Source organism: Bifidobacterium sp. wkB344 (assembly GCF_003688305.1).
Taxonomy (GTDB): domain Bacteria; phylum Actinomycetota; class Actinomycetes; order Actinomycetales; family Bifidobacteriaceae; genus Bombiscardovia; species Bombiscardovia mizhiensis.
Genome location: NZ_NPOQ01000008.1, coordinates 78066 through 104893 on the forward strand (window position 1 = coordinate 78066; position 26828 = coordinate 104893).

Below are 26828 nucleotides of genomic sequence, written 5' to 3' on the forward strand. Positions count from 1 at the left end.
GTCGGACCACAAGGACCCGGCCGCCCCCGTCAGGCGATCACGGCCTCAGTCGGAGGAACCTCCCAGGACACCAAAACCGACCGGATGGGTGGTGTCTGAACCAACCACTGCGTAGCCCAGGGACTCCTTGGGAACGATGATGTGTCGGCCCTTGTCATCCACCAGATCGATGGGTCCGCCCTCATTCAAGGCCTGGGCGATGTGTGCAGCTACCTCATCCGCCTTGGCGTTGGTGCTGAAGTTGACCGTGCGGGCCACGTTCTTGATGCCGAATTCGATATCCATTGCTACCTCCAAGGTTGTTCTCCGTCGCCCAGACCTGCCGGTCCACGGATCTTCCGGTCTCATTATTCGCTGGCCCGGGTGATTACGCTCTAAGCGTCTCCCTGATGCACCTCCGGGGAAGAGCCGCTCTCCGACGGTGATGCCGAAGTCTGCTCGGGCAGGGACTTTCTGGGAATGACGATAGTCTCAGCCTGATCGCTTGTGAGCGTTTGCGCTGACGAAGCATCTTCCGGCTGGGAAGCAGCCTCTCCTGTCTGAGCGGCGTTCGAGGGATGCTTGTCTCCGGACTGGTCTACGGGCTGGTCGCTGCTTGCGGCCTTCGGATCCGCTTGACCATCCGCATCCTCGTCGCTGCCGGCCGGATTGCCGATGCCGCGGAAGTGATCGCTGAGGCCTGACTCCTCCTCCTGGTGGAGGGGAGCAACAGTTGGTGGTTTGGATTGATCATCGCTGCCGATGTCTGTGCTCCGGGCCTGCCTGATGGGCTTGTTTCTGGCATCGGAATGATCCATGGCAGTCTGCGTCTGGGCCAGGTCAGCCATTTCCACCCTGCTGATGGCGATGGTGGCCGAACTCTCATTTGCTGGTTCAAAGGAGGGTGCCTTAGGTGAGGCTGTCGCGTCTGTTGCGGCGGGGCTCTGTTCTGACGCCGGATTCTCCTGTGCTTTCGCTGCCGAGGGATCTTCGGCATTGTCGTCGCCCAGCAGGGTGCCCACGGTGATGGTGGAGGGTGCGCCAGTGGGTGACGGACTCGGCGTCTGCTGCTGTCGGCGGGCGCGTTGATCCTGCTCGTGGTCGCCCAGCTGCTGGGCCAGGCGCTCCACCTGGGCCTTGAATTGGATGATCCGTTCGTTATCCGCATGATCCAGGGCGGTGATGAAGTCGCCCACCTGTTCCATTTGCAGCCAGAGGTTGGCCCTGAGCATGATCAGGTCGTCCAGCCGGGCTCCCATCATCCTGCCGTAGGCTGCAATGACGGCGTTGCGGCGGGACCCGTCCAGCTTGGCGAAGATCCAGGCCAGGTCACGGGCAGGATCGTTGACCTGCATGTCCTGCCAGCCGTAGACCCCGCTGAGTCCGGAGCCCGCGTAGAGCAAATCGCCGTCGGAGAAGCCTCCGTGCACGGTGCATGTTTCAAAGGACCAGAGCCCGTCGGTTGCCACGATGGAGGCCCAGGAATCAGTGATTTCCTTGGGCACGTGGCCATCCATGCGCAGCCGCTTGATCCATCCTCGCAGTTGGGCTGCGATCTGGGCTGTGGAGAAGGCCGGATATCCGTGGGTTTTCAAAAAATCAGATCGCACCCGGTGGATGGCGCCGATGGCGGTGCCTGCGGCGGTGCATTCGTTCATGGTCAGCAGATGGAGGGGACGGATTCGGCCTGGGCAATGAGTCATGACGGCAACAGCTGTGGTGCCGGTCGGACTATCGGCCTTCTCGCCGGGCTGGTAGGCCAGGATGTGCTCGACCTTGAAGCCCATGGCCGCCATCTCCTTGGCATCGGCCAGAGCCTGAGCCGCCTTGACCCGAGCTGCCAGCCGGCGCTTGCCGGCTTCCGAACTGGTGGCCCAGACGTCGTAGACGTTGCCGGTCGCGTCCTGGACCACGGCGCAGTCCACGCCCTGTGCACGGTCCAGGCTGCTGAGCTGGTCGCAGTCCCGCGCGCCGGTCATGGGCACCTCGGGCATGGCGGCCGACGCCAGGGCGGCCAGGGTCAGCTTCGTTCGTTCACTCACATTCTCAAGGATAATACAAGGACTGTTGTGGATACGGTTGTCCACTTGACCACATGGGCACGCCGCACCTAGTTCCGGTACCGCCCTTTGACACAATGGGGGTGTGCATGAGGATGAGGAACGATTGCTGGAGGGTCTGGATCCCGCCCAGCGTCAGGCGGCCACCGTGCTTGATGGGCCTGTGCGGATCGTTGCGGGGGCCGGAGCTGGCAAGACCAGGACCATCACCCGGCGGATGGCCTATGCCTGCGCCAGTGGAAGTTGGGAGCCCTCCAGAACCTTGGCAGTGACCTTTTCGGTCCGTGCCGCGGCAGAGATGCGTGAGCGACTGACCAAGCTTGGCGTGTCGGCCTCCCTGCAGGCGGCCACCTTTCACTCGGCGGCCCTGCACCAGCTCAGGCGGGTCTGGCCACAGGTCAGCGAGACCTACCCTCCCGATCTGATTGAGGATCTGGGCCCCCTGGTGTCGTCCGCCTACCAGCGGGTCTGCGGACAGGAGGCCGACCCGGGCCAGGTCAGGGACCTGACCGCGGAGATCAACTGGGCCAAGGTGGGGCTGATCGCCCCCCAGGACTATGTGCGGGTTTGCGCGGCCAGTCACCGTCTGCCGCCGGCCGGTCTGGAGGCTGATCGAATGGCCGACCTGTATACGGTCTTCGAGAGCTCCAAGGCCGCCCACAATCAGATGGACTTCAACGATATTCTTCTGCTGGTCTGCCACATTTTGGAAGAGGACGGCCAGGCCGCTGCTGACATCCGAGACCGCATCGGCTGGCTGACCGTGGACGAGTACCAGGATGTCTCGCCCCTGCAGCATCGGTTGCTGAAGCTCTGGCTCAACGACGGGCAGAACCTGTGCGTGGTGGGGGATCCAGCCCAGACCATCTACTCCTTTGCGGGGGCCACCTCCTACTACTTGTTGAACTTTCCCCAGGAATTTCCGGGCATCAAGGCCGATCTGGACCTGTCCACCGACTACCGGTCCACGGGAAGGGTGGTTCACTATGCCAACGGCATTCTGGCACACTCGCCGGTGCGTGACGACTACCTGAAGCTGACATCAGCCCGTGAGGAGGGCAGCAGGGTCGCGATGACCCGTTACGAGGACGATGGTGATGAGGCTGGGGCGGTGGCCTCCCGTATATCCTCCATGATCCGGAAGGGGGCCCGGCCCGGCCAGTTTGCAATCCTGACGCGGATCAATGCCCAGCAGACCCTGATCTGCCGTGCCCTGCACGAACGCGGAATCGGTTACCGGGTGCGCACGGAGTCGGGCTGGCAGAACCAGTCGGTCGATCTGAGCAAACAGGAAGTGTTGGAGCAGCTGGAGGGCAGCATAGGACAGGGGAGGGTCACGGTCTCCACCATTCATGCCGCCAAGGGGTTGGAGTTCGCCCATGTATTCATCGTGGGCTGTGCCGAGGGGCTGATTCCCTTTGGTTCACCGCCCGAGGGAGATGCTCTGGAGGAGGAGCGCCGCCTTATGTATGTGGGGGTGACTCGGGCCGAGGACACCCTGCACCTTTCCTATGCGGAGCACAAGGACGGTAGCGCCTTCGTTCGACGCGCCCCCAGCCGGTTCATCCATCGCTGAGTGCGATTCAGGCTTGGTCGCCGTCCGAATCGCCGCTGTTTGGGTCGTTCTGGTCTGGGTGACTGTCGTCGGTGTTCTTGGAATCGGTGCCGGTGCTTTTCTGGTTGCCCGGAGCTTCCTGATCCGAATGTTCCTGGTCATTTGAAGTGCTGGGATCAGCAGTTTCAGAGTCTGTAGGGGTGGCCTGATCGGCAGAGGAATCCCCGTCTTCGGCATTCAGCAGTTTGTCCAGCTCGGCATCCCAGTCCACCGAAGTGGCAGAAGTGGCGGTCTTCTGCTCCGATTGTCCATCTGCCGAGGTTGACGTTCCACCCTGTTCGTCCTCGTCCTTGACGGGCAGGGAGGGCAGCAGGTCAGGATGGGACCAATGGCCGTCACGGCCCTGAACTCCCTCGTCGGCGGTAATGTGCTCCCAGAGTTCGGCGGCCTCACGCAGCTGCTTGGGGTGAAGATGCAGACCCAGCAGGGACTCGAAGGTCTGTTCGGCCGGTCCTCCCACGGCGCGCTCGCGTCGGGTCATCTCCCGCAACTGCTCCAGGTGGGGCAGGTGGGCCATGCCGGCATTCCAGACCACGCAATCCACCCAGCCGTCCACCAGGGCCAGCAGGTCACCAAGGCTGTGCAGGGCCTCCTTCTGCTCAGGAGTGTCCTCGATGCCGACGTTGCTGAGGTTGATGGCGCCGGCGATGGATTCAGGGTTGATTTGCTCAGCGTCGCGCAGCTGGTCCTCCACAGCGTCCAGGTCGATGGAGACTCCCCGGGCGTACTTGCCGATCAGAGCCTCGAAGCGCGGCATCAGCCAGGGGACGGCGGCGTAGAGCCGGGCATGGGCAGCTTCCTTGAGAGCCATGTAACGGGTGACTTCGTCCAAGTCCAGTTCCAATGATTTGGCGTAGGCCTTGATGTTCTGCGGTATGAGGGCTCCGGCGGGGTTCTTGAGCAGTGGTATGCCTTGGTCGAATCCCCCGCGGACCTCCTTGGCCAGTTCACCGGCGGCCTGCCCCAGCTGCATGGCGAATGATGTGTTCCCCAGCAGTTTCATCAGCGTGGTCGGATCCTTGAGGTTGTCGGGCAGGGGGATGGGCACAGGTCCGGCGAACATCCCCGAAATCTCGCCTTGGTCGAAGCCTTGGAAGCGCTGGCTTATGACGGAGGTCAGGGCTTCGCTGACCGCCTGGGCCACCGGGGAGGCGAACTGGACCCAGGCATCTATGCTGCCCTCGATCCATCCGGCACGGGTCAGGGCGTCGGTCTGGCCTGGGGCGGGGTCAAAGGCGCAGACGGTGTCCAGCCAGAGGTTGGCCTCGCTCATGACCCGGGCCACCCGGTCGCTGTCCTCGGCGGTGACGGTGGTATCGGACTGGTCGGCCCTGGTACGTCCCAGAGCGATGTTCTTGGCCAGAGCAACGTTGATGGGCCCCTGATCCGCCTGGGCCTGCATGTCAGCCGGGGTGTTCAGTCCTCCGGCCGTGAAAGCCTGAATCAGAGCCTGGACTTCGGCGGGTTTGGGCAGCTGATCGGCTCCCTGGGCCGCCATCTGCGAGCGGATGGACTCAGGCAGCTGTGAGAACTGACTCCAGGCCAGCTCGCCCTGCACCGGGCCGAAGCACTCAATGAGCCATTGGTGGATTGCATTCTCGTCCATTGCTTTGTTTCCAGTCCTCGCCAAGGCAGGTCGTCCGCCATCAAGGTTGACGTCTGCCGGGATTATCGTCTTCAACAACCATAATATTGGAGCTATGACACTTCCGCACGGGAAATCGGATCACTGCGCCACAGGCGCACCCGAAAAGCAGATCGGGACGCCTAGCGGACCCACCCGCAAAATGCTGGTCGGCGGTCTTCTGGTCATTCTGGCCCTCTTGGCGCTTTTTCTCCCTTCGCCTTATACCATCGAGACACCTGGCCCTACCCAGGATGTGCTGGGCAGTTCAAAAGGCTCACCGGTCATCAAGGTTGAGGGCGGCCAGGTCCATCATGACAAGGGCCACCTGCTGATGACTACGGTCAATGCCCGCGGAATCCCTGGCTACCCGGCCTCCAACCTGGATGCCCTGGTGAGCTGGGCCGACCCCCACGCTACGGTTCTGCCGCAGGAGGCCGTGGTGCCTCCCGGGCAGAGTGTAGAGGAGTACAAGCGCCAGGAGCAGGGCGATATGCATGGCTCCCAGAAGGCTGCCTCGGCCCAGGCTCTGGCCTTTCTCAAGGCCCGAGGATATGACGTATCAGGCCTGCAGTTCAGCATGAGGGTGGCCGACATCGGCGGTCCCTCGGCCGGTCTTATGTACACTCTGGGGGCTATCGACAAGATCACTCCGGAGCAGGAGACCGGAGGTCTGACCATCGCAGGAACCGGCACTATGGATCAGAAGGGACGAGTCGGTGCCATCGGTGGCATCCAGCTGAAGATGCTGGGCGCCAGGCGGGACGGCGCCACCTGGTTCCTGGCCCCGGCGGCTAACTGTTCACAGGTGGCAGGCCATGTGCCACAGGGGCTGCGCGATGTGCGGGTATCCACCTTGGACGAGGCCTATAAGGCTCTGGTGGCCATTGGTCATGGCCAGGGGGAGGGGCTTCCCCACTGCACAGCCACCAAGGGTAGGTAGACAAGGCCGGCCCAATTGGTGAATTCCGGCAGTCTTGTTATGCTGAAGCCGTGGCTGAGACTACAACCTATACAGCGGAAGAGTTCGGTTTTCATCCCGGCGATATCGTCCAGGAATGGATGTGGGACGATGATGTCGACGACGGGATCCGGACCAGGATCGAGGATCTGACCGGCGAAGAGCTGGTGGACGAGGACTATGACGCAGCCGTGGATGGAGTCATCATCTGGTGGCGGGACGGCGATGCCGAGGACGATCTGGCAGATACCATCATGGATGCCTCGGCCATGGTCAACAAGGGTGCGCCTTTCTGGGTGCTGACTCCCAAACCCGGCAGACCGGGGGCATCGGCGCCAGGAGTCGTCTCCAATGCGGCCAAGACCGCAGGCATGAACGCCCTGATGCCCACCACCGTCAGCAAGGATTGGAACGCCACCCAGCTACGGGCTTTCGGCAAGGGCAAGTAAGACTTCTGGCTGCACAAGCGTCAATGAATGAGGTGGTGGACACCGGGATCAACCGATGCCCACCACCTCGCTGTCTTTCATGAGGAATTCCCTCAGGAATCCAGTTGTGGCCAGTGGCCTTTACTGTTCGCCTTTTTCAGCAATAGCCGGAGACGTTGTCGTGGCCTTGTTCTGATATTCGGCCAGCAGGGTGCGCGAGCGGATGTCGCAGAGGTTGGCCACCAGGGCCATGATCAGAATGACCAGGCCCACCAGGAAGATCCAATGCAGGCCGTCGAAGACGATGGTGCGGGCCGGTCCCAGCAGGCGTGAGGGGATGCTCCCTGCCGTGGCCGGGTTGATCATGCTGTTCATCATGTCTTCGGTCAGTCCCTTATGCTGAGGTACCTCGCGGGCGATGACCGTGTTCATGACGATGCCGAAGATGGAGACCATCAAGGTCTGTCCCAGGGAACGGGCCAGGGTGTTGAAGCTGGTCGAGGCGCCCACATCGCCTGCGGGCACCACGCTTTGGGCGGTTATGGTCGAGGTGGTGATGGTCAGGCCGAAACCGAAGCCGACCACGGCCGAGATGACCAGGAAGACCCAGTAGGCGGTGGCCTGGGGAACGGCTATGTAGCAGACGCAGGCCGTCAGAATGAAGGCCAGTCCGATGTTGGTGGCCCGGTGCGGCGGATGGTGCATGGTCAGCGGTCCGGCCAGGTAGGCGCCCAGGAGCCAAAGAATGGAGGAGGGGGTGACCACAAAGCCGCCCAGGGAGGGGTTCATGCCCAAAACAGACTGCATCCAGATGGGCATGTAGGTGTCGAAGCCCATCAGGAATCCGGCCACCAGGAGCATGCAGATGTTCTGGATGACAAAGGTCCTGATGCGGAAGAGCCGCAGGGGCAGGATGGGATCCTCCTGGCGCCCCTCCACATGAAGCAGCAGGGCAAAAGTGACCACGGTGGCCGCAGCCAGGATCAGGGTGATCCGCGCATCACCCGCCGATCCCAGGCTCTGCAGGCAGAGCATCAGGCAGATCAGGCAGACGCTGAGCAGTCCGATGCCGATGTAGTCGACGCGGGTTTCACGCGCCTGGATATGCTCGCTCAGGAAAATCTGGATCATGATGATGACCAGCAGGCCGATGGGCACGTTAATGGCGAAGACCCAGTGCCAGCTTATCTGCTGGACGATGAAGCCTCCCAGCAGGGGAGCGATGATGGAGGCGATGCCCCAGGCCGAGCCGTTCAGGCCGATCATGCCCGCCCGCTTGTCCAGGGGATAGATGTCTGCCAGGACCGTGTAGGTCAGCGGCTGGATGGCACCTGCCCCCAGGCCCTGCAGAAAACGGGCGCCGATCAGCTGGGGCATGGACTGGGAGAGCGCGCACAGGGTGGACCCGATCACGAAGACCAGCAGACCGATGGTCAGCAGCGGCTTGCGGCCGAAGCGGTCTGAAAGCTTGCCGTAGATGGGCGTGGTGACCGCCGTCATGAGCAGATAGATGGAGTAGACCCAGTTCATGATGGACAGCCCATGCAGGTCACCGATGATGGTGGGCATGGCGGTGGAGACGATGGTCCCCTCGATGGCCGTCATGAAAGTGGCGATGAAGACCGCCACCGTCACCAGGGTGCGGTTGGTCTTCCTGCCACTGCCTGTATCGACTGTCTGTGACAACCCGAACCCCCTCTTAGATGGTGTATATGGTGTATTTCTCTTCTTTTGCGGACAAGGCCCGCGAATTCCTAGTGGATTATAGCCGCACCGTGCGGCCTTGTCACCGTGTATTCTGCTAAGGTAGTGTGCTGGTCCCGTGGCTCAGTTGGTTAGAGCGCCACCTTTACACGGTGGATGTCCCCGGTTCGAGTCCGGGCGGGACCACAGGGTTTTTGAGGGGGCGTGCCCGAAGTCGCGTCTTAGCGCTCACGTAGAATCGATGCACGACGATCGTTGGCAAGAAAGGTCAGGAGGTCGATGCCTGATGTCAGCTAAGCCTGATGCCCGTGGAACCGAGGCGACCATCGCGCGCTCGGGCAAGCGCAAGTGGGGGTATGACACCAAGCAGGTGGACGCCTTCCTGGAGCGGGCGCACTCGCTCTATGAGAGCCAGGATCCTGATCTGACCCAGGAAGAGATAGCCAACGCCTCCTTTGACCTGTGCAAGAACGGCTACATCATCACCCAGGTGGATGCAGCCCTCTCCCGACTGGAGAGGGTGATTTCCGACAGGCAGACCAGCCTGGAGATAGCCCGGGTGGGCGTGGATGGTTGGACGACCAGAATGGTCAGTCTGCAATCCGAGCTGACCACTCATGCCGGCAGGCCCTCAGGCAGCGTCTTCAAGCGCGGGGATCCCGGCATGCCCTCATACGACTGCAAGCAGGTGGAGCGGCTGATCGAGCAGGTCCTCAATAAGACTTCTGACCAGCTCAACCTGCAGGAGGGGCGGAAGACGGACTCGGGCAAGTCGAAGAATACCGACATCACGGCTGACCGCGTCTCCAATGTCATTTTCACCCAGCGGCGGGGACCCAAGGGTTACGACGAGCGCCAGGTGGACTTCTTCCTGGCCAAGGCCGTCGAGCTTCTGGAACAGCTGGAATCCTTCGCCAGGGTCAGCGAGAGGGCCAAAAGGGCAAGCGCGAGTTCAACATCGCCTGCCGCTGCTCCCGCGCAATCGCAGCTTCCAGTGCAGGACTCCTCAGCTTCCGGGGTTCAGCCGCTGATCGGACAGAGTCAGGAACCTGCCTGGAGCATCCCCAGTGACTCTGCTCTTGCGGGTGGCCAGAGCAGCCAGGATGATTTCGCTCAACTGCACCAGGCAGAACGGGCCATCTTCGATGCTCCTGCCGCCAGCACGCAGACAGTGCCGACGGCGCAACCCAACAGCTCTTTAAGTGCTCTGGCTTCGGCGGTCAACCAGCGACTGGCCCAGGAAGGCGCTGGAGCGGCCGTGGATACAGGTGTTGATACACCTTCGGCAGCTTCAGCCCGGTCTGCATCCTCAGTCGATGTTGGCGGCGGAGCGGCCGTTGCTCCCGCAAATCCGGTTATCTCAGTTCGGCCTGAATCGGTCATGCCCGCCTCAGTGCCAGCCAGCCATACTCCCGCAGTCCCCGCTGCGGGATCGGCTGCACCTGCGTCGGCTGCGCAATCCATGCCCTTCAACTCGACGGCCTCTTCTTCGCCTTCCCCGGCGCCGCAGACTCCCGAGCCGGCGGTATTCCAGCCGACCTCTTCGACACCTGCCGTCTCCGCCCCGTCCACTTCGACAGGGGCTGCCTTCGTTCCTTCCACAAGACCGGAATCACCGGTGTCTCCTTCGACCGATGCCAACGTCGAAGACTCGTCTACGCCGGGATCCACCTCAGTTATCTCCTCGCCCTTCGTTGACGGCCCTCTGGGCGCAGGCGGGCCTCTGGGCAGCTATGAGGAGCCGGCACCAGCAGTGCCTGAGACCCAGGATCGTCCCTGGGCCGAAACAGCCGAAAGCAGCACGGATACGCCCGACTGGGCCAAGCCTCGGTACTCGCAAAACACGCAGGGGAATAAGCAGAACCAGGATCCGGATTCCTACCTGAACTCCCTGCTCAACCAGGATCTGCCCAAGATGGATCTGGATATTCCCGATATTTCGTTCCCAGCTTTCGGTGATGAGGGAGAGCAGGATAAAGGCGGTCGATGAGTCATTTGGCAGTGGTAAATGAAGGCGGGCAGGCTGGTTTCTCGGCCGAGCGTGAACGTACCTTGGCGGATTGGTCGCCCAGGGCCGATGCCGATCAGTCTCGCAGTCTGGTCATCCTGGGATCCACAGGGTCCATCGGCACTCAGGCCTTGGATCTGATCAGTCGTCATAGGGACCGGTTCCAGGTGACTGGGTTGGCTGCCGGCGGCGCACATGTCGAACTGTTGGCCCGTCAGGCCCGAGATTTTGGCGTGACCCGTCTGGCTCTGGCCGACAAGGACCGGCTTCCGGCCCTGCAGCAGGCTCTCAAGGCCTTGGGATTGACTGGTATCCAAGTAGAAGCGGGTATGGAGGCTGTCCAGGCTCTGGCCGGCTCCGGCAGTGATCTGGTCCTCAACGGCATCACCGGATCAGTCGGTCTGCGCCCCTCCATTGCGGCCCTGCAGGCCGGATCCCAGCTGGCTCTGGCCAACAAGGAGTCCGTGGTGGCCGGTGGCCATCTGCTCTTTGATGCCGAGATAAGGCCTGGCCAGATCAACCCGGTCGACTCCGAGCATTCGGCCATCTGGCAGTCCCTGCGTTCAGGGCAGCACGGAGAGGTGGCCCGTCTGGTGGTCACCGCCTCAGGCGGTCCCTTCCGGGGCTGGAGCCGCGATGCCATGCGCCAGGTCACCCCTGAGCAGGCCCTGAACCATCCGACCTGGTCCATGGGGCCGGTGGTCACCATCAACTCCTCCACCATGGTCAACAAGGGTCTGGAGGTCATCGAGGCCAGTCGACTCTTCCGCATTGAGCCCGAGAGGATCACTGTGGTGGTCCATCCCCAGTCCGTGGTCCACTCCATGGTCCAGTTCCAGGACGGGGCCACCATAAGCCAGGCCTCGCCCCCTGACATGCGTCTGCCCATCGCCCTGGGCCTGTCGGCGCCCACCCGTCTTGACCATGTGGCTGCGGCCTGCGACTGGTCCAAGGCCAGCACCTGGACTTTCGAGCCCCTGGACGACCAGGCTTTCCCGGCGGTCAACCTGGCCAGGCGGGCTCTGGGAAGCTGCGAGCCCATGACCGCGGTCTTCAATGCCGCCAACGAGCAGGCGGTTCGGGCCTTTCTGGATCACCGGCTGCCCTACCTGGACATCGTCGAAACTATCCGTTCAGTCATGGATGCCATGGAAACGCATCTTCCGGGAACATTCACATCCGTGGAGGTAATGGAGCAAGTCGAGCATGAGGCACGCCAAAGGGCCGATGCTTTGATAGACATGACAGCGTGAGTAGCATTCCCAAGACCGAACAGTCAACATCCTCCCAGGGATTCCGCAAGACAGGCGAGCAGGCCATCAGCCAGACTCCGCTGCATCCTCGTCGCCGCTCCCGTCGGATCATGGTGGGGCCTGTGCCGGTCGGCGGGGGCGCCCCCATTTCGGTGCAGTCCATGACCAACACGGTCACCGCTGACATCAACGCCACCCTGCAGCAGATCGCCGAGCTGGCCGCCGCCGGCTGCGACATCGTAAGGGTGGCTGTGCCCAGCCAGGACGATGCGGACGCGCTCCCTATTATTGCGAAGAAGTCGCCCATTCCGGTCATCGCCGATATTCACTTCCAGAGCAAGTACGTTTTCCAGGCCATCGACGCAGGCTGCGCAGCCGTCAGGGTCAATCCGGGCAACATCCGCAAGTTCGATCAGGTCGGTCCTGAGATTTGCAAGGCCGCCACCGATGCAGGCATCTCCCTGCGCATCGGCGTCAACGCCGGCAGCCTGGACAAGGACATCTACGCTCGCTACGGCGGCCCCACCCCCGAGGCCCTGGTCGCCTCGGCCTTGAAAGAGGCCCACATGTTCGAGGACGTGGGCTTCCACGACTTCAAGATCTCCGTCAAGCACCACGATCCCGTCACCACGGTCCAGACCTACAGGCTTCTGGCCTCCAAGGGTGACTGGCCTCTCCACCTGGGCGTGACCGAGGCCGGGCCCTCCTGGCAGGGGACCATCAAGTCCTGCCTGGCCTTCGGCGCACTTCTGGCCGAGGGTATCGGCGACACTATTCGTGTTTCCCTGTCCGCGCCGCCTGTGGAAGAAGTCAAGGTGGGCTGCAAGATTCTGGAGTACCTAGGGTTGCGCCAGCGCCACTTCGACATCATCTCCTGCCCCTCCTGCGGTAGGGCCCAGGTGGATGTGATCGAATTGGCCAAGGAGGTCACCGAGGGGCTCAAGGACATCACCGCCCCCATCCGGGTGGCTGTCATGGGCTGCATCGTCAACGGACCCGGCGAGGCCAGGGAGGCCGACCTGGGGGTGGCTTCGGGCAACGGCAAGGGCCAGATCATCATCAAGGGCAAGGTGGTGCAGACCGTGCCCGAGGATCAGATTGTCCCCACGCTGCTGGAACGGGCCAAGGAAATCGCCGCCCAGATGGATGCCAAGGCGGCGGCCCAGGGCGAAATCCTACCGGAGGCAGGGCCCATGGTGGTTCCGGTCACCGGTCGTGCCAGCTGAGGGCGTAAGCGCCATCCCCGCCACCGGCTACAATGACCGACGTGTCCCAAGAGGTTGAGCGTTCCCTCCCTGTAAGTGGGTGGAGCAGGGTCAGGCGGCTAATGACCAGCCTGCCCGTCTTCATCATCCTCATGGGTCTGCTGGCCTCTGTCTCTCACCTGACCGCCGTCCCCTGGAAATACGAACCGGTGGATCAAAATTTTCCCACCCTGACTTCGGACACCGCGGTTACCTTCCACTGGCCTACCGGGGTTGACAGGGATACCGTGGGGCAGTACCAGGTCGAATCCCGTCACCAGGAACTGAACGTGGAGCGGCCCTCCACCGGCGAGCATCAACGCATCCGAATACTGATTCGCACTCCCAAGGAGGCTTCAGGGCATCGGCCCGCTGTGGTCTTCATGCATGGCGCCGGTTACGGCACCTGCGACAACTCCTTCGGGGACGTGGCTCGTACCTTGGCTTCTGCCGGGTTCGTCACCGCCGTGCTGGACAAGCCGGTCTGGTCCACCACGGATGCAGACCGGGACTATCCCGCCTCGGCCAAGGCTTACGAACGGGTTGCCAATCTGCTGCGCGACCGGGATGATGTGGATGCATCCAAGGTAGGCATCTATGCCACCAGTGAGAGTACTTGGATCGCCGCCATGCTGCTGACCATGGATCACCGGATCGCCTTCCAGATCCTGCTGAGCCCCATGGTCTATTCCCCGCGGCACGCCATGGGCTTCTTCGTGGCCCAGGATTTCGCCATTGCCGGGGCCAACCAGGGCTACCAGTCGGTGGTCCGCCGGCTCTTCAGCACTGATGCCTCCCTCCTGGGCCTGAACAATCTGGATATCGATCCCACCGACCGCTACACCTATGCCATTCCCACCCTCTTGGCCTACGGGGCCAAGGACGTCATGACCGCCCAGGTGGAGGGTGTGCAGCGCGTACTCTCCCAGGCCCATGCCTCGGGCAACGAGAACGTCACTGTGCGGTCCTACCCGGTCTCCAACCATGTGTTGCGTTTGGGAGATGAGGCCCGAACCGGCACGCCCCTGGCCGACCACTACCAGCAGGACATGGTCGACTGGGCCGTGGGCCAGGTCCATGGCCTGCATCAGACCAGCCCCAGCGTGGGCGGGGCCACCATCCACCAGTCCATTGCCGTGCCTACTGACCTGTGCGGGCGGCGCTCGCTGACCATCTATATGTTGGTCCTGCACCTGCTGACCCTGGTGCTTTTGCTGGCGGCCCTGGTCATGGCCCTGGTGGCCGGTCTGATGAAGTTGTTCCATCTGCGCCGACGCAAGGATCAGATCCTGGGCTTCAGCCATGGCTTCGGCGGCACCTTGGTCACCATCACCGGCACCACCCTGGCTACCCTGGTCCTTTTCGGAGCTGGCCTTGGTCAGGTCATCATGGCCGTGGTGCGCCTGGGCTGGGGCGGCGTGCCCGACCAGGCTGGGGTCAGCTACTGGAGCTGGCCGGTCATCCAGGTGGTCTGCGCCCTGGTCATCTGGGCCTGGTCGCGTACCTTCGCCCGCATGGTCGAGGTCGCCTCGCTCAGGGGACTGGACCGGCTACCCGACCAGGTCCGCACAAGCAAGGCCGGCGGCCCCACTTTACGTCAGCAGATGCGCAACTTGGATCCCAGGCCGGTTCTGGCCTCCACCCGCTTTGGCGTTGCACTCTTCATCGTCACCACCCTGGCCATGTTCGGGGTCCTGTTGATTTTCGCCTTCTGGGGTCTGTTCATCTACCAATGAAAGGACGGGACCGTCGTGGCCATCTATCGTGACGAGGGCCTGGTCCTCAGAACGGTCAAACTGGGTGAGGCCGACCGGATCGTCACCATTCTGACCAGGGGGCACGGCAAGGTCAGGGCCGTGGCCAAGGGGGTGCGAAGGACCAAGTCCCGCTTCGGGGCCCGGCTGGAGCCATTCATGCGTGACGACCTGCTCATCTCCCGCGGCCGCAACCTGGACATCGTCGCCCAGGCGGTCTGCATAGCCGCCTATGCGGATGCCATATGCGCCGACTATGACCTCTATGCCAACGGGGGCGTCATGCTTGAAACCGCCGACAAGCTGGTGGTGGGCGAGCATGAGCCGGCTCCGGAGCAATACCGTCTGCTGGCCTCCGCCCTGGCCAGCCTGGCTGGTCACCGGCATGATCCCCGGGATATCGGTGCCTCCTATTTGCTGCGGTCCCTGGCGCTGGCTGGCTGGAGGCCCAGGCTGGATTCCTGCATCGTCTGCGGGCGAACCGACCAGCTGACCCATTTTTCGGTACCTGGCGGAGGGGTGGTCTGCAGTAGGGACAGACCTACTGATGCCGTGGCAGTGGATTCCGCCACCCTGGCACGCTTCCGGGCCCTGAGCAGCGGGGACTGGTCCAAGCTGGACGGCAAGGGCTCCACCCCTCTCTGCGATGGTCTTGTTGAGAAATGGGGCGAATATTACCTGGAGCGGCCCATCAGATCTCTGCGGCTATTAGATTCTTGAAGCATGAGCTTTGACCCCGTCGACTACACCTCCCTGGATGTGCCCGCAGCCCCCTTCTCCGATCCCGCGCGTATTCCGCAGTTCCCCGAGGGCTCAGTCCCGCGGCACCTGGGTGTGATCATGGACGGCAATGGCCGCTGGGCCAAGCAGAGGGGCATGGAGCGCACCCAGGGTCACCGGGCCGCCGAGCCGGTGGTTTTCGACACCATAGCCGGGGCCATTGAGGCCGGGGTCCGATATCTGAGCCTCTATACCTTCTCCACGGAGAATTGGAAGCGCTCGCCGGCCGAGGTCCGCTTTCTGATGGGCTTCTCCCGAGACATCATCCACCGTCGGGTGGCCCAAATGGACGACTGGGGAGTGCGCGTGCGCTGGGCGGGCCGTCGGCCCCGGCTCTGGAAGTCGGTCATCGACGAGCTGGAAGCGGCCATGGAGCGCACCCGCCACAACACCAGGATCGATGTGATCTTCTGCATCAACTACGGAGGCAGGGCTGAGCTGGCCGATGCGGCCACAGACATCGCCCGAGAAGTTGCGGCCGGGCAGATCAAGGGTTCCAAGGTGACCGAAAAGATGATCGCCCAGCACCTCTACAACCCCGACATTCCGGATTGCGACCTGGTCCTGCGCACCTCGGGTGAGCAGCGCACCTCCAACTTCCTGCCCTGGCAGGCGGCCTATGCGGAGCTGGCCTTTGTGCCCGAACTCTTCCCCGACTGTGGGCGCGAGGTGCTCTGGCGGGCCATCGACGATTACATCCACCGGGATAGGCGCTTTGGCGGCGTGCAGAATACCTGAGAAAGCAGGCCCTCCCATTTTGTGAGGTTAGCCATAGTCGTCCAAATTTACGCGCCTGAACATCCTCGTAACGCCCATAAAAGGTAGTCTGTGACTTATCACAGCGGAGCAGGCCATGTCCGCCGTGGAAATCAGCGCAGCAAACGAAACGAAGGAGTCGACAGGCGTGGACGACAAGCAACGCATCATGCAGATCATCGAGGATAAGTCACAGGAGTTCATCGAGGCGGCCGATCATATTTGGGGCACCCCTGAGACCAGGTTTGCAGTCAAGGAGTCGGTCCAGCAGCACTACAAGGTGCTTGAGCAGGAGGGCTTCGAGATCGAGAAGGGCGTGGGCCATATGGACTATGCCTATGTGGCGACCTGGGGTTCGGGCCGTCCGGTAATCGGCATCACCGGCGAATATGATGCCTTGGGAGGCCTCAGCCAGGTGGCCGACCTGGGCGAGCACAAGCCCTTGGTCGAGGGCGGCAACGGGCAAGGTTGCGGCCACAACATCCTGGGCATGGCGGCCGTCGCGGCCGGAGTCGGCATCAAGACCTTCATGCAGGAGAAGGGCCTCAAGGGGACCATCAAGGTTTTCGGCTGCCCAGCTGAGGAGTCGGGCTACGGCAAGGCCTTCATGGCCAGGGACGGGGTCTTCGACGGGCTGGATCTGGCTCTGTCCTGGCATCCCTCGGATGTGACCCAGGCCTGGGGCTCCTCCAGCCTGGCGGTCCTGCAGGCCTACTTCGACTTCACCGGCGTGCCGGCGCACGCGGCTGCGGCTCCCGAGCTGGGCCGAAGTGCCCTGGATGCCGCAGAGCTGATGAACGTGGGCGTGCAGTTCCTGCGCGAGCACATGATCGATGCAGCCCGCGTGCACTACGCCTTCATCGACGCAGGCGGCGAGTCGGCCAACGTGGTGCAGTCCCACGCCCGTCTCTACTACTTCGTGCGCGCTCCCAGGATGGATCAGGCGCAGGATCTGTTCAAGCGTGTTGAGAAGATCGCCCAGGGTGCGGCCTTGATGACCGAGACCCAGGTCAAGGAGGAGTTCGACGCGGCCTGCTACAACTTCATTCCCAACCATCCGCTGACCGAGGCCATAGACAGGAACCTGGACCTCGTCGGCCCACTGCCCCTGGATCAGCAGGAGCTGGACTACGAGCGCCGCTACACGGACACGGTCCCCGAGGCGGGCAAGCAGCGGGTGCTCAGCCGCACCAAGGAGGCCTTCCCTGATCTGACGGATGAGGAAGTCAGGAAGATGGCCGAGTCGACCATGGCCCTGAAGAAGTATCCACTGGTCTTCACCGATACGGCATCGGGATCCACCGACGTCGGCGATGTCAGCTGGCAGACGCCCACCGCCCAGTTCAGCGGCGGGTTCGAGCCCCAGGGCACCTCTGCTCACTCTTGGCAGTGGGCGGCTAACGGCAAGTCCTCAGTGGCTCACAAGGGCCTGCTGGCTGCGGGCAAGACCCTGGCTCTGACCGCCTACGATGCCTTTACCGATCCGGATCTGGTCAAGGCCGCCAAGGAGGACTTCGACAAGACTTTCGCCGGTCAGGAGTACAAGGTCGTCATTCCTGACGATGTGATGCCCCACTGACCTCTACTGTTCGGCTGCCGCCAGGCCCTGTGATCCTTGCGGATCACCTTGCCCGGCGGCGGCCGGTTTCTACTGAAGGATGACAGACCAATGGCAATCAAGCAATCCTCAAAAACGGCGAGCGGAACGCTGATCTTTTCCCTGATGGCCGGTTACTCGATCGTGTACATGGACAAGAACATGATCTCGACCGCCATCATCCCCATCTCCGAGCAATTCCACCTTGACTCGGGGCAGACAGGCATCATCATGTCGGCCTTCTTCCTGGGATACTCGCTCATGCAGATTCCCAGCGGCTGGCTGGCCGACCGACTTGGGGCCAAGCGTGTGCTGATGGCCTCCATGATCATCATCGGTCTGTTCAGTTATCTGTTCGGCCTGGCCAATGGTCTGGCCTTCTTCATCATCGTCCGGTTCTTCGCTGGCATGGGCCACGGTGGCTATCCGCCCTCCTGCTCCAAGTCGATCGCGGAGAACTTCCCCCAGGAACGGCGCACCTTCGTCCAGTCCCTGATCCTGTCGACCTCGGGCATCGGCGGCATCCTGGCCTTCGTCCTGGGCGCCAACCTGGTCGCCATCAACTGGCACCTGGCATACGCTGTGCTGGGCACCCTCTACCTGCTGGCCTTTGTCTGCATCCTGATCTTCGTGCCCTCCAAGCCCCGCCAGCCCGAGGTTGACCAGAAGCCCGGAGCCAAGGGGGCAGGGTTCCTCGAGGTTCTGAAGAATCGGAACGTGCTGGTCCTCTTCGTGGCCATGCTTCTGCTGAACATCCTCCTGTACGGCAATATCTCCTGGATGCCCACCTTCATAAAGAACACCTTCGGACTCTCGATCGGCCAGGCAGGCATCCTGCTAGCGGTCAATGCGGTCTTCACGACCGTTGCCACCATCTACGCCGGTCAGTTACTCTCGAAGCTCTTCCTGGGCAGGGAGAAGTTGGCCATCCTGGGTGCCGGGGTGATCAGCGCCGTCCTGGTCGTATGCTTCGTCTTCTCGCGCAATATCTGGCTCTCCCTCCTGCTGCTGATCCTGGTATCCTGCGTCTCTGTGGTGGCCTTCACCGGCATCTTCACCTGGCCCCACAAGATCATGGATCCGCATATCATCGGCTCCGCCATCGGCATCATCAACACCGGCGGCACCCTGGGTGGATTCCTGGCCCCCATGATCATCGGCTACCTGGTCAAGGCGGCCGGCGGTTCCTTCGTCGGAGCCTTCCTCTTCATGGGTGCGGCGGCCATTGCCTCCGGGTTGATGGCTCTGCTGGTCAAGGTCGGCAAGTAAAGCCTGGGCCGGATCAGCCACATCAATGGCTTCTGGTCTCGAAGATTAGGCGGCTGTGGCGCAGTCACGGCCGCTGGTCCATGGCAGGGAGTCAGTGTCAAAGAGGTGGTACCTCTTCTGGGATCTTCGATTCTTTGGCGCTCACCACGGATGCTTGAAGGCGATGCTTACCAAGTAAAAGGCCCGCCCCCTGAGTAATTCAGGGAGCGGGCCTTTCCTGTGCCGACTAGGACAGTGGTATCAGCGATCCGGCTCTTCCCAGATGGTGCCCAGTCTGGCGATGGAGAGGGAGTCGATCAGGGCCTTGCCCTCGCCGGACTCGGCGATCAGGCGGATGCCGCGCGGTCCATTGGCGGGGAAGGAGTAGGAGGACATGATCTCCAGCCCGTCGTTGACGACGACCTCGATCGAGCCCCGGTCCACGATGATACGCAGTTTGAGTTTGCCCGAGGATTTGTCGACGGGAGCTGTGCGGTAACCCCGATCCCCGTAGGTGTTGCAGTGGCGGTCCAGCACCACGCGGCCCAGCTGGTCGTCATAGCAGACCAGTGTGTGGTCGCCGGATTGTGTCCTATGGATCTCCAGACCGATGCGCTCGGCCTGGGACTTGGCCAGGTCGATTTCCATGGTGATGTCGGCGGTCTGCGCGTCGTCCACCAGATCCTGGCTGCCGTTGACCTCCAGCTCGATGGGGCCGAAGTCCTGCTGGTCCTGATCCAGGTTGGAGAACTCGCGTATGGGCAGGCAGCGCAGATGATCACCGGCCAGGGTGACCTCGCGGGGCAAGGTGAACTGGCCACACCAGCCGTCATCCTGCATGGGGATGGGTTCGGTAAAGGGGCTCATCCAGCCGAAGACCAGCCTGCGGCCGTCAGGGGCTTGGAAGGTCTGCGGGGCATAGAAGTTGTGGCCGTCGTCCCAGAGGTGGAAGTCCGTCTCCTGATGGAAGTCGCCCCCGGGCTGCCAGTTGCCGATCACATAGCCGGCGTTGTTGTGGTTGCGGGCTTCGAATCCATGGGGTTTCAAGCCCATGGCCGAGTAGCAGATCACCCACTTGTCCTCCAGGGGGAACATATCGGGGCATTCCAGCATGAAGACCTCGGGGTCGGGGTGCCGATAGATCACACGGTCGAAGGTCCAGTGCTCCATGTCATTGGAGGTATACATCCAGATCTCGCCCCGGTGGGCGGGGGTGCTGACTCCGAAGACCATGTACCAGAGCCCGCCCATCTTCCACACCTTGGGGTCACGGAAGTGCAGGATCTTGTCGTCGGGGCAGGGGACCACGACACCCTTCTTTTCGAAGTGGATACCGTCGGAGGAGACGGCCATGCACTGCTCCTGGAGGTTGCCGTCATCATCGTTGACCCCATTGCGCCAGCGGTGACCGGTGTAGTAGATGGTCAGACGGCCGTCGTCGCCCACCACGGCCGATCCGGAGAAGACTCCGTCCTTCTCGACCTCAAGGGTGGGCGCCATGGCCAGGGGCTCGCGCCGCCAGGTGACCAGGTCGGCGCTGGAGACGTGACCCCAGTGCATGTTTCCCCACTCGCTCCCGTAGGGGTTGAGCTGGAAGTAGGCATGATAGCGCCCCTTGTAGTAGCTCAGGCCGTTGGGGTCGTTGATCCATCCGGCCTTGGAGGCGATGTGGCACTGGGGATACCAGCGGTCATTGCGGGTGGCGAAGAGCCGATCGATGCTCTTCTGGGCCTTGTCCAGCTGAGCGCTCATATCGGCGTTTTCCTTGGTTACTGACTGGTTCATCCTTGAATCCTTTCGGGTTGGATGGGTGCTGATGATGGAGATGTGGGGATCAGCCCTGGGTCACGGCGGACTTCTGCGAATCCCTGATGAAGGGATCACCGTCAACCTGCTGGTCGTCGCGCTTGAGCACGAAGATACCGTAGATCAGGGCAGCAAGCACCACCAATGAGATGGTGTAGAAGGTGACCCGGTCGCCAGCCCGGTCGTGGAGCATGCCCAGCGGAGTGGACAGGGCCACCTGGCCGACCTGGGAGGCGATCTGGAAGCCCACCATGTAGAGGGTGGCGGACAGCTTGGGGTTGAAGTGCAGGGTGAAGTAGCGGAAGGCCGGCAGGCTGAAGAGCGGGACCTCGATGGAGTGGAAGAGCTTGACGATGGAGACCATGACAGGGTCGTGGAAGAAACCGCACAGGCCGATCCTGGCGAACATGACCGTGGCTCCCAACAAAAGTGAGTTGCGCACGCCGATCTTGCGCATGATGACGGGAACCACGCCCATCATGGCCGACTCCAGGAAGACCTGGAAGGAGTTGAGGATCCCGTAGACCTGGTTGCCCAGCTGAGGCGTGGCGAAGAGGTTGGCGTAGTAGGTGGGGAACATCTGCTGGTCGAAGACCGTGTAGAAGGTGTTGGTGAAGATCATGAAGACGATCAGCAGCCAGAGGGCTGGCATGCCCAGCACGTGGAGCATATCTCTCAGGGATGGCTGGGACTTCTCTCCTTCAGGAGTCGATTCACGGCTGATCTCCTCGCGCTGCTCGTCGGGGATCCAGAAGGCGTAGACCAGGAGCATGCACAGACCGAAGGCTGAGCCCAGCCAGAAGTTGATCATGGGGTTGATGTTGAAAACGAAGCCGGCGATCAAAGCTACGATGGCGTAGCCGAAGGAGCCCCAGGCCCTGGACTGTCCGTACTCGAAGCCGAACTTGCGTGAGTAGCGTTCGGTGATGGCCTCTATCAGGGAGCAGCCAGACATGAAGCCTGCAGAGAGGACCACTGCGCCCAACATGGCGCCCAGCATCATGTTGGTGTGCATGAGCGGAGCATAGATGAATTGGACGAAAGGTCCCACCAGGGCGGCGATGGCGGCGATGAAGATGGCCAGACGGCGCTTGACGCCCAACTCGTCCTGGATGACCCCGTAGACGAACATGATGATCAAGGTTGCCACGGAATTGATGGAGTAGATCTTGCCTACCTGCGTGTTGTTCATTCCCAGGCCCGTCACCAGCCACCGCTGGTAGAAGGACCACCAGATGCCCCAGGCACAGAAGAAGAAGAATATTCCGGTAGAGGATTCCAAATATGATGGATTCCTCCATGCTGATGATTTGGCGGCCATGCTGCCCCTCCCTCACTTGTTGTGCACCGCTTCTCCGCAGTGCCTCCTGGTTCGATGCACTTCCTGTGTGCAGAGCGAATCCTGGTAGGTATAGTAGGTCGTCAATCGATTTACGTCAAACGATTGACGGATACTGTGGGTGCCTGTGAGCACGATTAGCAACTAGCAGGGGGATGCCGGCCTATTGGCAGTTTGCACGAAGCCCTCCAGACTTCGGCCTTGTTTCACCATCTTGCGATGAGGAGGGGTGTGTACGGCTTTAGTGGCTTGTTGGAACCGTGTCCAAAGCGGCATCAAGGCGAGTGGAGCCCTTGCGAATAAGCGCGCAATGGATACGTACCCCGCCAGCTTGATCGAGCGGGGGCAGGGTGGCACGAGTTTCGGGCAGGGGCAGGGAAACGCGACGGGGATTGATTTGCGCCAGTAGTCGCCGTACCGCCCAGAAGCCCATCTCGTAATGGGGCAGTTCGACGGTGGTCAAGGGTGGTGCCGTGGTTTCGGCTATAACCTGGTGGTTGTCCACGCCCACCAAATTAAGGTCCTTGCCGATGATCAGATGGCGCGCAGCGGCGGCCTGGTAGAGGTAGAAGGAACGCGAGTCATTGAAGCAGAAAACCCCATCGGGGTGTTGGTCATCCATCAGGTCGTTTGCCTGATCCATGGCGTCCTGGTTGAACCCGACCAGTCGGGTCAAGGCCTGACTTGTGGGTAAGCCAGCTTCCTTGAGAGCTGTGTGATATCCGCGCATTCTGTCTTCTTGCGCCGGCAGATCCTGTGTGGTGCCCAGGTAGGCTACCCGATGACAACCTGATTCGATCAGGTGGCGGGTAGCATCGTAGCCGATCAGAAATTCGTCAGGGGCGATGCTGGGACAGCGGTTGACCCGCTCCGAAGCGTTGACGACCACAGCAGGGCAGGAACGCAGAGCCTGGGGCAGGTCCACCTCCTGGTCGTACATCTTGGCGAAGAGGAATCCGTCCACTCCATAGCGCTTCAGGGCCTGGATCTGCTCGGCTTCCCGAGCGCCCCCATCGGTGGAGACAGTGAGAAGCATGTAACCACGTTCGGCTGCCGCATCTTGGGCACCCTGAATGATGGCGCCAGCGTAGGGCGTGGTGGCCACCTCTTCGCTGATAAAGCCCAACATGCCGGTCTTGCTGGTACGCAGCGACCGGGCCATGGGATTGGGCCGATAGCCCAGGGTCTTGGCTGTGCTGCGCACCTTTCGGGCAGTTTCCGATTTGACTCTGCCCTTATCGCGGCCGTTGAGCACCAGAGAGACAGTGGAGACGGATACACCTGTGCGTTCGGCGATCTGCTTCATCGTGATCATGGGCATACCTTAACTTGCTCAGGCGATTTCAGCCCGGCTGATCTTCAGTGACAGGGTGCTTTCAGCGGTCTTTCCCGCCCAGGATCCGGTCGACCCGCTCCACCTTCTCGTGGATCTGATCCCGCTTGCCGGGACGGATGTCCAGTCTGAGACTGACGCCGGTTCTGTATCCCTGTTCGGCCAAGACCCGCGTGGCTTCTTCCACGACCTCCATGACCCGATGCAGATCCCCCTCGACGACGGTGCTCATGGCATTGGTCTGGTTGGGCAGCCCCGAATCCCTGATGACCTTGATGACCTGGGCCACATAGGTGGACAGCTCCTCACCCTGGCCAGAGGGCGCAATGGTGACCTCGGCTACGGTGTTCAGGTAGGATGGGTCATTTATGTCGGGCATATCGGGAACCTTTCCTCGTCGACTGGGGTTGGCAGGCAGGATGCCCGGTGTCCCCTCTGCGGTCACCTGCGCGGCCTCCCGTACCTGCCTCGATGGTAGGCCTCTACGCTGACAGCAGGTCACCCGCCGAAGGTATGCTGGAGGCCGGTCATCAGGTCGTATGTCCCCAGGAGGGGCTCCCGAGCAGAAGGTGTGATCAGTGGCAGTATCGAAACTGGATGAGGTCATCTCCCTGGCCAAGCGCCGAGGATTCGTCTTTCCCGCAGGGGAGATCTATGGCGGGACACGCTCGGCCTGGGACTATGGCCCCCTGGGCGTGGCCCTCAAGGACAACATCAAGCGTGAGTGGTGGCGGTCCATGGTGGTCACCCGCGACGACGTGGTCGGCGTGGATACCTCGGTCATCCTGCCCACGGCGGTCTGGGAGGCTTCGGGCCATGTGTCCGTATTTAATGACCCCCTGATCGAGTGCCTGAACTGCCACAAGCGGCACCGGGCCGACACCCTGGAGGAGGCCTACGTCGAAAAGCACGGCCATGATCCGGAAAACGGCCTCAAGGACATTCCCTGCCCGGACTGTGGCACCAAGGGCCAGTGGACCGAGCCGCGCGACTTCAATATGATGCTGCAGACCCACCTGGGTCCTGTCCAGGACGAGAAGAGCCTGCACTACCTGCGTCCCGAGACCGCCCAGGGCATCTTCGTGGACTTCAAGTCCGTCATGGCCTCCTCCCGCTCCAAGCCCCCCTTCGGCATCGCCAACATGGGCAAGAGCTTCCGCAACGAGATTACGCCCGGCAATTTCATCTTCCGTACCCGTGAGTTCGAGCAGATGGAGATGGAGTTCTTCGTCCACCCCGGTACCGACGAGCAGTGGCACCAGTACTGGATAGATGCCAGGACACGTTGGTACGTGGACCTGGGCGTCAAGCCCGAGAACCTGCGCCACTACGAGCATCCCAAGGAGAAGCTGGCCCACTATTCCAAGCGGACTGTGGACATTGAGTACCGGTTCGGCTTCCAGGGCTCCGAGTGGGGCGAGCTGGAGGGTGTTGCCAACCGTACCGACTACGACCTCAAGGCCCATGCCGAACATTCGGGCGAGGATCTGAGCTACTTCGACCAGGCCAGCGGGGAACGGTATATTCCTTACGTGATCGAGCCTGCGGCCGGTCTGACACGCTCGCTGATGGCCTTCCTGGTCGATGCCTATGACGTGGACGAGGCACCCAACACCAAGGGCGGGGTTGACCGCCGCACCGTGCTACGTCTTGACCCAAGGCTGGCCCCGGTCAAGGCCGCCGTCCTGCCCCTGTCCAAGAAGCCTGATCTGCAGCGGATCGCCCATGACCTGGCCGCCGATTTGCGCCAGAACGAGTGGATGGTGGACTACGACGAGTCCGGCGCCATCGGCCGCCGCTACCGTCGCCAGGACGAGATCGGCACGCCCCTGTGCATCACCGTGGACTTCGACACTCTGGATGACAAGGCGGTCACCATCCGCAACCGCGACTCCATGCAGCAGGATCGGGTGGCCCTGGACCAGGTGGAGGACTATGTGCGCCGGGTCGTCGGTGAGCAGCGGGTGCGTTACCCCATGGGCCCATCCGACCTGACCGGCTCACGTGCCGCTGACGGCTACACGGACCTGGCTAGCGAACCGGGCACGGACGAGAGCGAACCCATCAAGGTGGCCGAGGCCGGTGGCCGGTACTGAGACTGATCGCCCGACCCCGAAGGTTGCTCCGGTGCAGCTGGGCCCGATAACCGTGCCTGTTCCGGTCATGCTTTCGCCCATGGCGGGCGTGACCAACTGGCCCTTCCGCCTGCTCTGTCGCGAGTACGGACCCGACGGACTGTATGTGGGGGAGATGGTGACGGCCCGGGCCCTGGTGGCGCGCAACCCCAAGGCCTTCCGGCTATGCCGCTTCGCTCCCCAGGAGAAGGTGCGCTCCCTGCAGCTGTATGGGGTGGACCCTCAGATCATGGAGCAGGCCACCCGGATGGTGGTTGATGCCGGCTGGGTCGATCATATCGACATGAACTTCGGCTGCCCGGTACCCAAGGTCACCAGGCACGGCGGCGGATCCGCCCTGCCTTGGAAGACCGACCTCTTCGCCGACCTGGTCCATCGGGTGGTTGCTGTCTGCTCGCCTGCCGGAATCCCTGTCACCGCAAAGATCCGGGTGGGCATCGATCATCAGCACGAGACCTTCCTGGAGGCGGCCCACATCGCCCAGGACGAGGGGTGCGCCGCCGTGACCCTGCACGCCAGAACCACGGCTGAGTACTACGGCGGCCATGCCGATTGGGACCGGATCGCCCAGCTGGTCCAGGCCGTTGATATCCCCGTCTTCGGCAACGGCGACATCTGGACCGCCGAGGATGCCTTGGATATGTTTGCCCAGACCGGCTGCGCAGGCGTAGCCATCGGCCGGGGTTGCCAGGGCCGACCCTGGCTCTTTGCCGACATCGCGGCGGCCTTGGCTGGCTCCCCGGAACGGCAGGAACCCAACCTGGGCCAGGTGGGAGCCATCATGGCCCGCCATGCCCGGCTTCTGGTCGAGTTCTACGACGGCGACGAGCGCATGGCCGTCCACGATATGCGCAAGCATGTGGCCTGGTATCTCAAGGGCTTCGCCGTGGGTGGCCAGGTGCGCCGCGACTTCATGGCCTGCGAGAGCCTGGAGGATCTGGACCGTTGCATCGCCGATCTGGATCAGGACATGCCCTATCCGCGGGCCGTGGCCGGCAAGCCCCGGGGTCGGGTCCGCTATGCCAAGAAGGTCCGTCTGCCCTATGGCTGGCTGGATTCGCGGACCACCACCCATCAGGAGCGCGAGACGCTCTTCGGCAATGACCCCATGGATGCCTCCTACTGAAGCCGAAAATATTCTCGTCGCCAACCATGCGCATCCGGGTCTAGAATCAGGGTTTAGAATACGGACAGAACGGCGTGG

21 protein-coding genes and 1 tRNA gene are annotated in these 26828 nt (G+C 62.3%); 14 read left to right on the forward strand and 8 right to left on the reverse strand.

The features are described from left to right. Window positions 1-45: 45 nt before the first annotated feature. On the reverse strand, window positions 46-285 hold the full coding sequence (locus CI601_RS01005; protein ID WP_024627268.1) for a DUF3107 domain-containing protein: 240 nt from the start codon (window positions 283-285) through the stop codon (window positions 46-48). A gap of 89 nt (window positions 286-374) precedes the next feature. Further along, window positions 375-2021 (reverse strand): phosphotransferase, encoded by a 1647-nt coding sequence (locus CI601_RS01010; RefSeq protein ID WP_121913987.1) that lies wholly within the window; start codon window positions 2019-2021, stop codon window positions 375-377. A gap of 103 nt (window positions 2022-2124) precedes the next feature. On the opposite strand from CI601_RS01010, the gene CI601_RS01015 reads away from it, so the two are divergent. Further along, the gene (locus CI601_RS01015; protein ID WP_183129698.1) at window positions 2125-3615 is read left to right on the forward strand and encodes an ATP-dependent helicase; all 1491 of its coding nucleotides are present in this window, start codon (window positions 2125-2127) and stop codon (window positions 3613-3615) included. 7 nt (window positions 3616-3622) lie between these two features. Here the strand turns inward: CI601_RS01015 and CI601_RS01020 are convergent, their stop codons facing one another. Further along, window positions 3623-5260 carry a zinc-dependent metalloprotease gene (locus CI601_RS01020; protein WP_121913988.1) on the reverse strand — a complete coding sequence of 546 codons (1638 nt, stop codon included), beginning with the start codon at window positions 5258-5260 and terminating at the stop codon, window positions 3623-3625. Window positions 5261-5354: 94 nt separating this feature from the next. Here CI601_RS01020 and CI601_RS01025 point away from each other — a divergent pair, with 94 nt between their 5' ends. Continuing rightward, window positions 5355-6221, forward strand: coding sequence for a S16 family serine protease (locus CI601_RS01025; protein WP_121913989.1), 867 nt, complete (start codon window positions 5355-5357; stop codon window positions 6219-6221). Between the two features lie 50 nt (window positions 6222-6271). Then, the gene (locus CI601_RS01030) at window positions 6272-6688 is read left to right on the forward strand and encodes a DUF3052 domain-containing protein (RefSeq protein ID WP_024627263.1); all 417 of its coding nucleotides are present in this window, start codon (window positions 6272-6274) and stop codon (window positions 6686-6688) included. Window positions 6689-6808: 120 nt separating this feature from the next. On the opposite strand, the gene CI601_RS01035 is transcribed toward CI601_RS01030, so the two are convergent. Beyond that, a complete protein-coding gene (locus tag CI601_RS01035; RefSeq protein WP_121913990.1) occupies window positions 6809-8353 on the reverse strand; it encodes an MDR family MFS transporter in 1545 nt (514 codons plus the stop codon). A 130-nt stretch (window positions 8354-8483) separates the two neighbouring features. Between CI601_RS01035 and CI601_RS01040 the strand changes: the two genes are divergently transcribed. The 9 genes from CI601_RS01040 (at window position 8484) to CI601_RS01080 (ending at window position 19032) form a co-directional block, all read left to right on the forward strand. Next, window positions 8484-8557: transfer RNA gene (locus CI601_RS01040), tRNA-Val, on the forward strand. 100 nt (window positions 8558-8657) lie between these two features. Then, a complete protein-coding gene (locus tag CI601_RS01045) occupies window positions 8658-10361 on the forward strand; it encodes a DivIVA domain-containing protein (protein ID WP_183129699.1) in 1704 nt (567 codons plus the stop codon). After that, window positions 10358-11632, forward strand: coding sequence for a 1-deoxy-D-xylulose-5-phosphate reductoisomerase (dxr, locus tag CI601_RS01050; RefSeq protein ID WP_259465270.1), 1275 nt, complete (start codon window positions 10358-10360; stop codon window positions 11630-11632). Before CI601_RS01045 ends, dxr begins: the two co-directional genes overlap by 4 nt. Beyond that, window positions 11629-12858, forward strand: a complete 1230-nt coding sequence (gene ispG / locus CI601_RS01055; protein WP_183129700.1) for a flavodoxin-dependent (E)-4-hydroxy-3-methylbut-2-enyl-diphosphate synthase — start codon at window positions 11629-11631, stop codon at window positions 12856-12858. The genes dxr and ispG overlap by 4 nt, the downstream gene beginning before the upstream one ends. Window positions 12859-12959: 101 nt before the next feature. After that, the gene (locus tag CI601_RS01060; protein ID WP_121913992.1) at window positions 12960-14612 is read left to right on the forward strand and encodes an alpha/beta hydrolase; all 1653 of its coding nucleotides are present in this window, start codon (window positions 12960-12962) and stop codon (window positions 14610-14612) included. Between the two features lie 15 nt (window positions 14613-14627). Next, window positions 14628-15350 carry a DNA repair protein RecO gene (gene recO / locus CI601_RS01065; RefSeq protein ID WP_121913993.1) on the forward strand — a complete coding sequence of 241 codons (723 nt, stop codon included), beginning with the start codon at window positions 14628-14630 and terminating at the stop codon, window positions 15348-15350. 3 nt (window positions 15351-15353) lie between these two features. Next, entirely contained in the window at window positions 15354-16148 is a 795-nt protein-coding gene (locus CI601_RS01070) for an isoprenyl transferase (RefSeq protein ID WP_024627256.1), read from the forward strand. 166 nt (window positions 16149-16314) lie between these two features. After that, entirely contained in the window at window positions 16315-17745 is a 1431-nt protein-coding gene (locus CI601_RS01075) for an amidohydrolase (protein ID WP_121913994.1), read from the forward strand. Window positions 17746-17835: 90 nt separating this feature from the next. Next, window positions 17836-19032 (forward strand): MFS transporter, encoded by a 1197-nt coding sequence (locus CI601_RS01080; protein ID WP_024627254.1) that lies wholly within the window; start codon window positions 17836-17838, stop codon window positions 19030-19032. A gap of 240 nt (window positions 19033-19272) precedes the next feature. Here CI601_RS01080 and CI601_RS01085 read toward each other — a convergent pair whose 3' ends face one another. From CI601_RS01085 to CI601_RS01100, 4 genes are all read right to left on the reverse strand, one after another. Further along, a complete protein-coding gene (locus tag CI601_RS01085; protein WP_121913995.1) occupies window positions 19273-20796 on the reverse strand; it encodes a glycoside hydrolase family 32 protein in 1524 nt (507 codons plus the stop codon). 49 nt (window positions 20797-20845) lie between these two features. Continuing rightward, window positions 20846-22138 carry an MFS transporter gene (locus CI601_RS01090; protein ID WP_024627252.1) on the reverse strand — a complete coding sequence of 431 codons (1293 nt, stop codon included), beginning with the start codon at window positions 22136-22138 and terminating at the stop codon, window positions 20846-20848. A gap of 259 nt (window positions 22139-22397) precedes the next feature. Then, on the reverse strand, window positions 22398-23471 hold the full coding sequence (locus CI601_RS01095) for a LacI family DNA-binding transcriptional regulator (protein WP_121914050.1): 1074 nt from the start codon (window positions 23469-23471) through the stop codon (window positions 22398-22400). A 61-nt stretch (window positions 23472-23532) separates the two neighbouring features. Then, a complete protein-coding gene (locus CI601_RS01100) occupies window positions 23533-23868 on the reverse strand; it encodes an MTH1187 family thiamine-binding protein (protein ID WP_121913996.1) in 336 nt (111 codons plus the stop codon). A 199-nt stretch (window positions 23869-24067) separates the two neighbouring features. Here CI601_RS01100 and CI601_RS01105 point away from each other — a divergent pair, with 199 nt between their 5' ends. Both CI601_RS01105 and dusB read left to right on the forward strand, forming a co-directional pair. Next, the gene (locus CI601_RS01105) at window positions 24068-25585 is read left to right on the forward strand and encodes a glycine--tRNA ligase (protein ID WP_045924072.1); all 1518 of its coding nucleotides are present in this window, start codon (window positions 24068-24070) and stop codon (window positions 25583-25585) included. Then, window positions 25572-26750 carry a tRNA dihydrouridine synthase DusB gene (dusB, locus tag CI601_RS01110; protein ID WP_121913997.1) on the forward strand — a complete coding sequence of 393 codons (1179 nt, stop codon included), beginning with the start codon at window positions 25572-25574 and terminating at the stop codon, window positions 26748-26750. Before CI601_RS01105 ends, dusB begins: the two co-directional genes overlap by 14 nt. Window positions 26751-26828: the final 78 nt, after the last annotated feature.

Excerpts from the sequence above, each read along its gene's own strand:
- CI601_RS01020 (WP_121913988.1), bottom strand. The coding sequence starts at position 5,260 with ATGGACGAGAATGCAATCCACCAATGGCTCATTGAGTGCTTCGGCCCG.
- CI601_RS01070 (WP_024627256.1), top strand. The coding sequence starts at position 15,354 with ATGAGCTTTGACCCCGTCGACTACACCTCCCTGGATGTGCCCGCAGCC.
- dxr (WP_259465270.1), top strand. The coding sequence starts at position 10,358 with ATGAGTCATTTGGCAGTGGTAAATGAAGGCGGGCAGGCTGGTTTCTCG.
- CI601_RS01005 (WP_024627268.1), bottom strand. The coding sequence starts at position 285 with ATGGATATCGAATTCGGCATCAAGAACGTGGCCCGCACGGTCAACTTC.
- CI601_RS01080 (WP_024627254.1), top strand. The coding sequence starts at position 17,836 with ATGGCAATCAAGCAATCCTCAAAAACGGCGAGCGGAACGCTGATCTTT.
- CI601_RS01025 (WP_121913989.1), top strand. The coding sequence starts at position 5,355 with ATGACACTTCCGCACGGGAAATCGGATCACTGCGCCACAGGCGCACCC.
- CI601_RS01085 (WP_121913995.1), bottom strand. The coding sequence starts at position 20,796 with ATGAACCAGTCAGTAACCAAGGAAAACGCCGATATGAGCGCTCAGCTG.
- CI601_RS01095 (WP_121914050.1), bottom strand. The coding sequence starts at position 23,471 with ATGATCACGATGAAGCAGATCGCCGAACGCACAGGTGTATCCGTCTCC.
- CI601_RS01045 (WP_183129699.1), top strand. The coding sequence starts at position 8,658 with ATGTCAGCTAAGCCTGATGCCCGTGGAACCGAGGCGACCATCGCGCGC.
- CI601_RS01100 (WP_121913996.1), bottom strand. The coding sequence starts at position 23,868 with ATGCCCGACATAAATGACCCATCCTACCTGAACACCGTAGCCGAGGTC.
- CI601_RS01060 (WP_121913992.1), top strand. The coding sequence starts at position 12,960 with ATGACCAGCCTGCCCGTCTTCATCATCCTCATGGGTCTGCTGGCCTCT.
- CI601_RS01090 (WP_024627252.1), bottom strand. The coding sequence starts at position 22,138 with ATGGCCGCCAAATCATCAGCATGGAGGAATCCATCATATTTGGAATCC.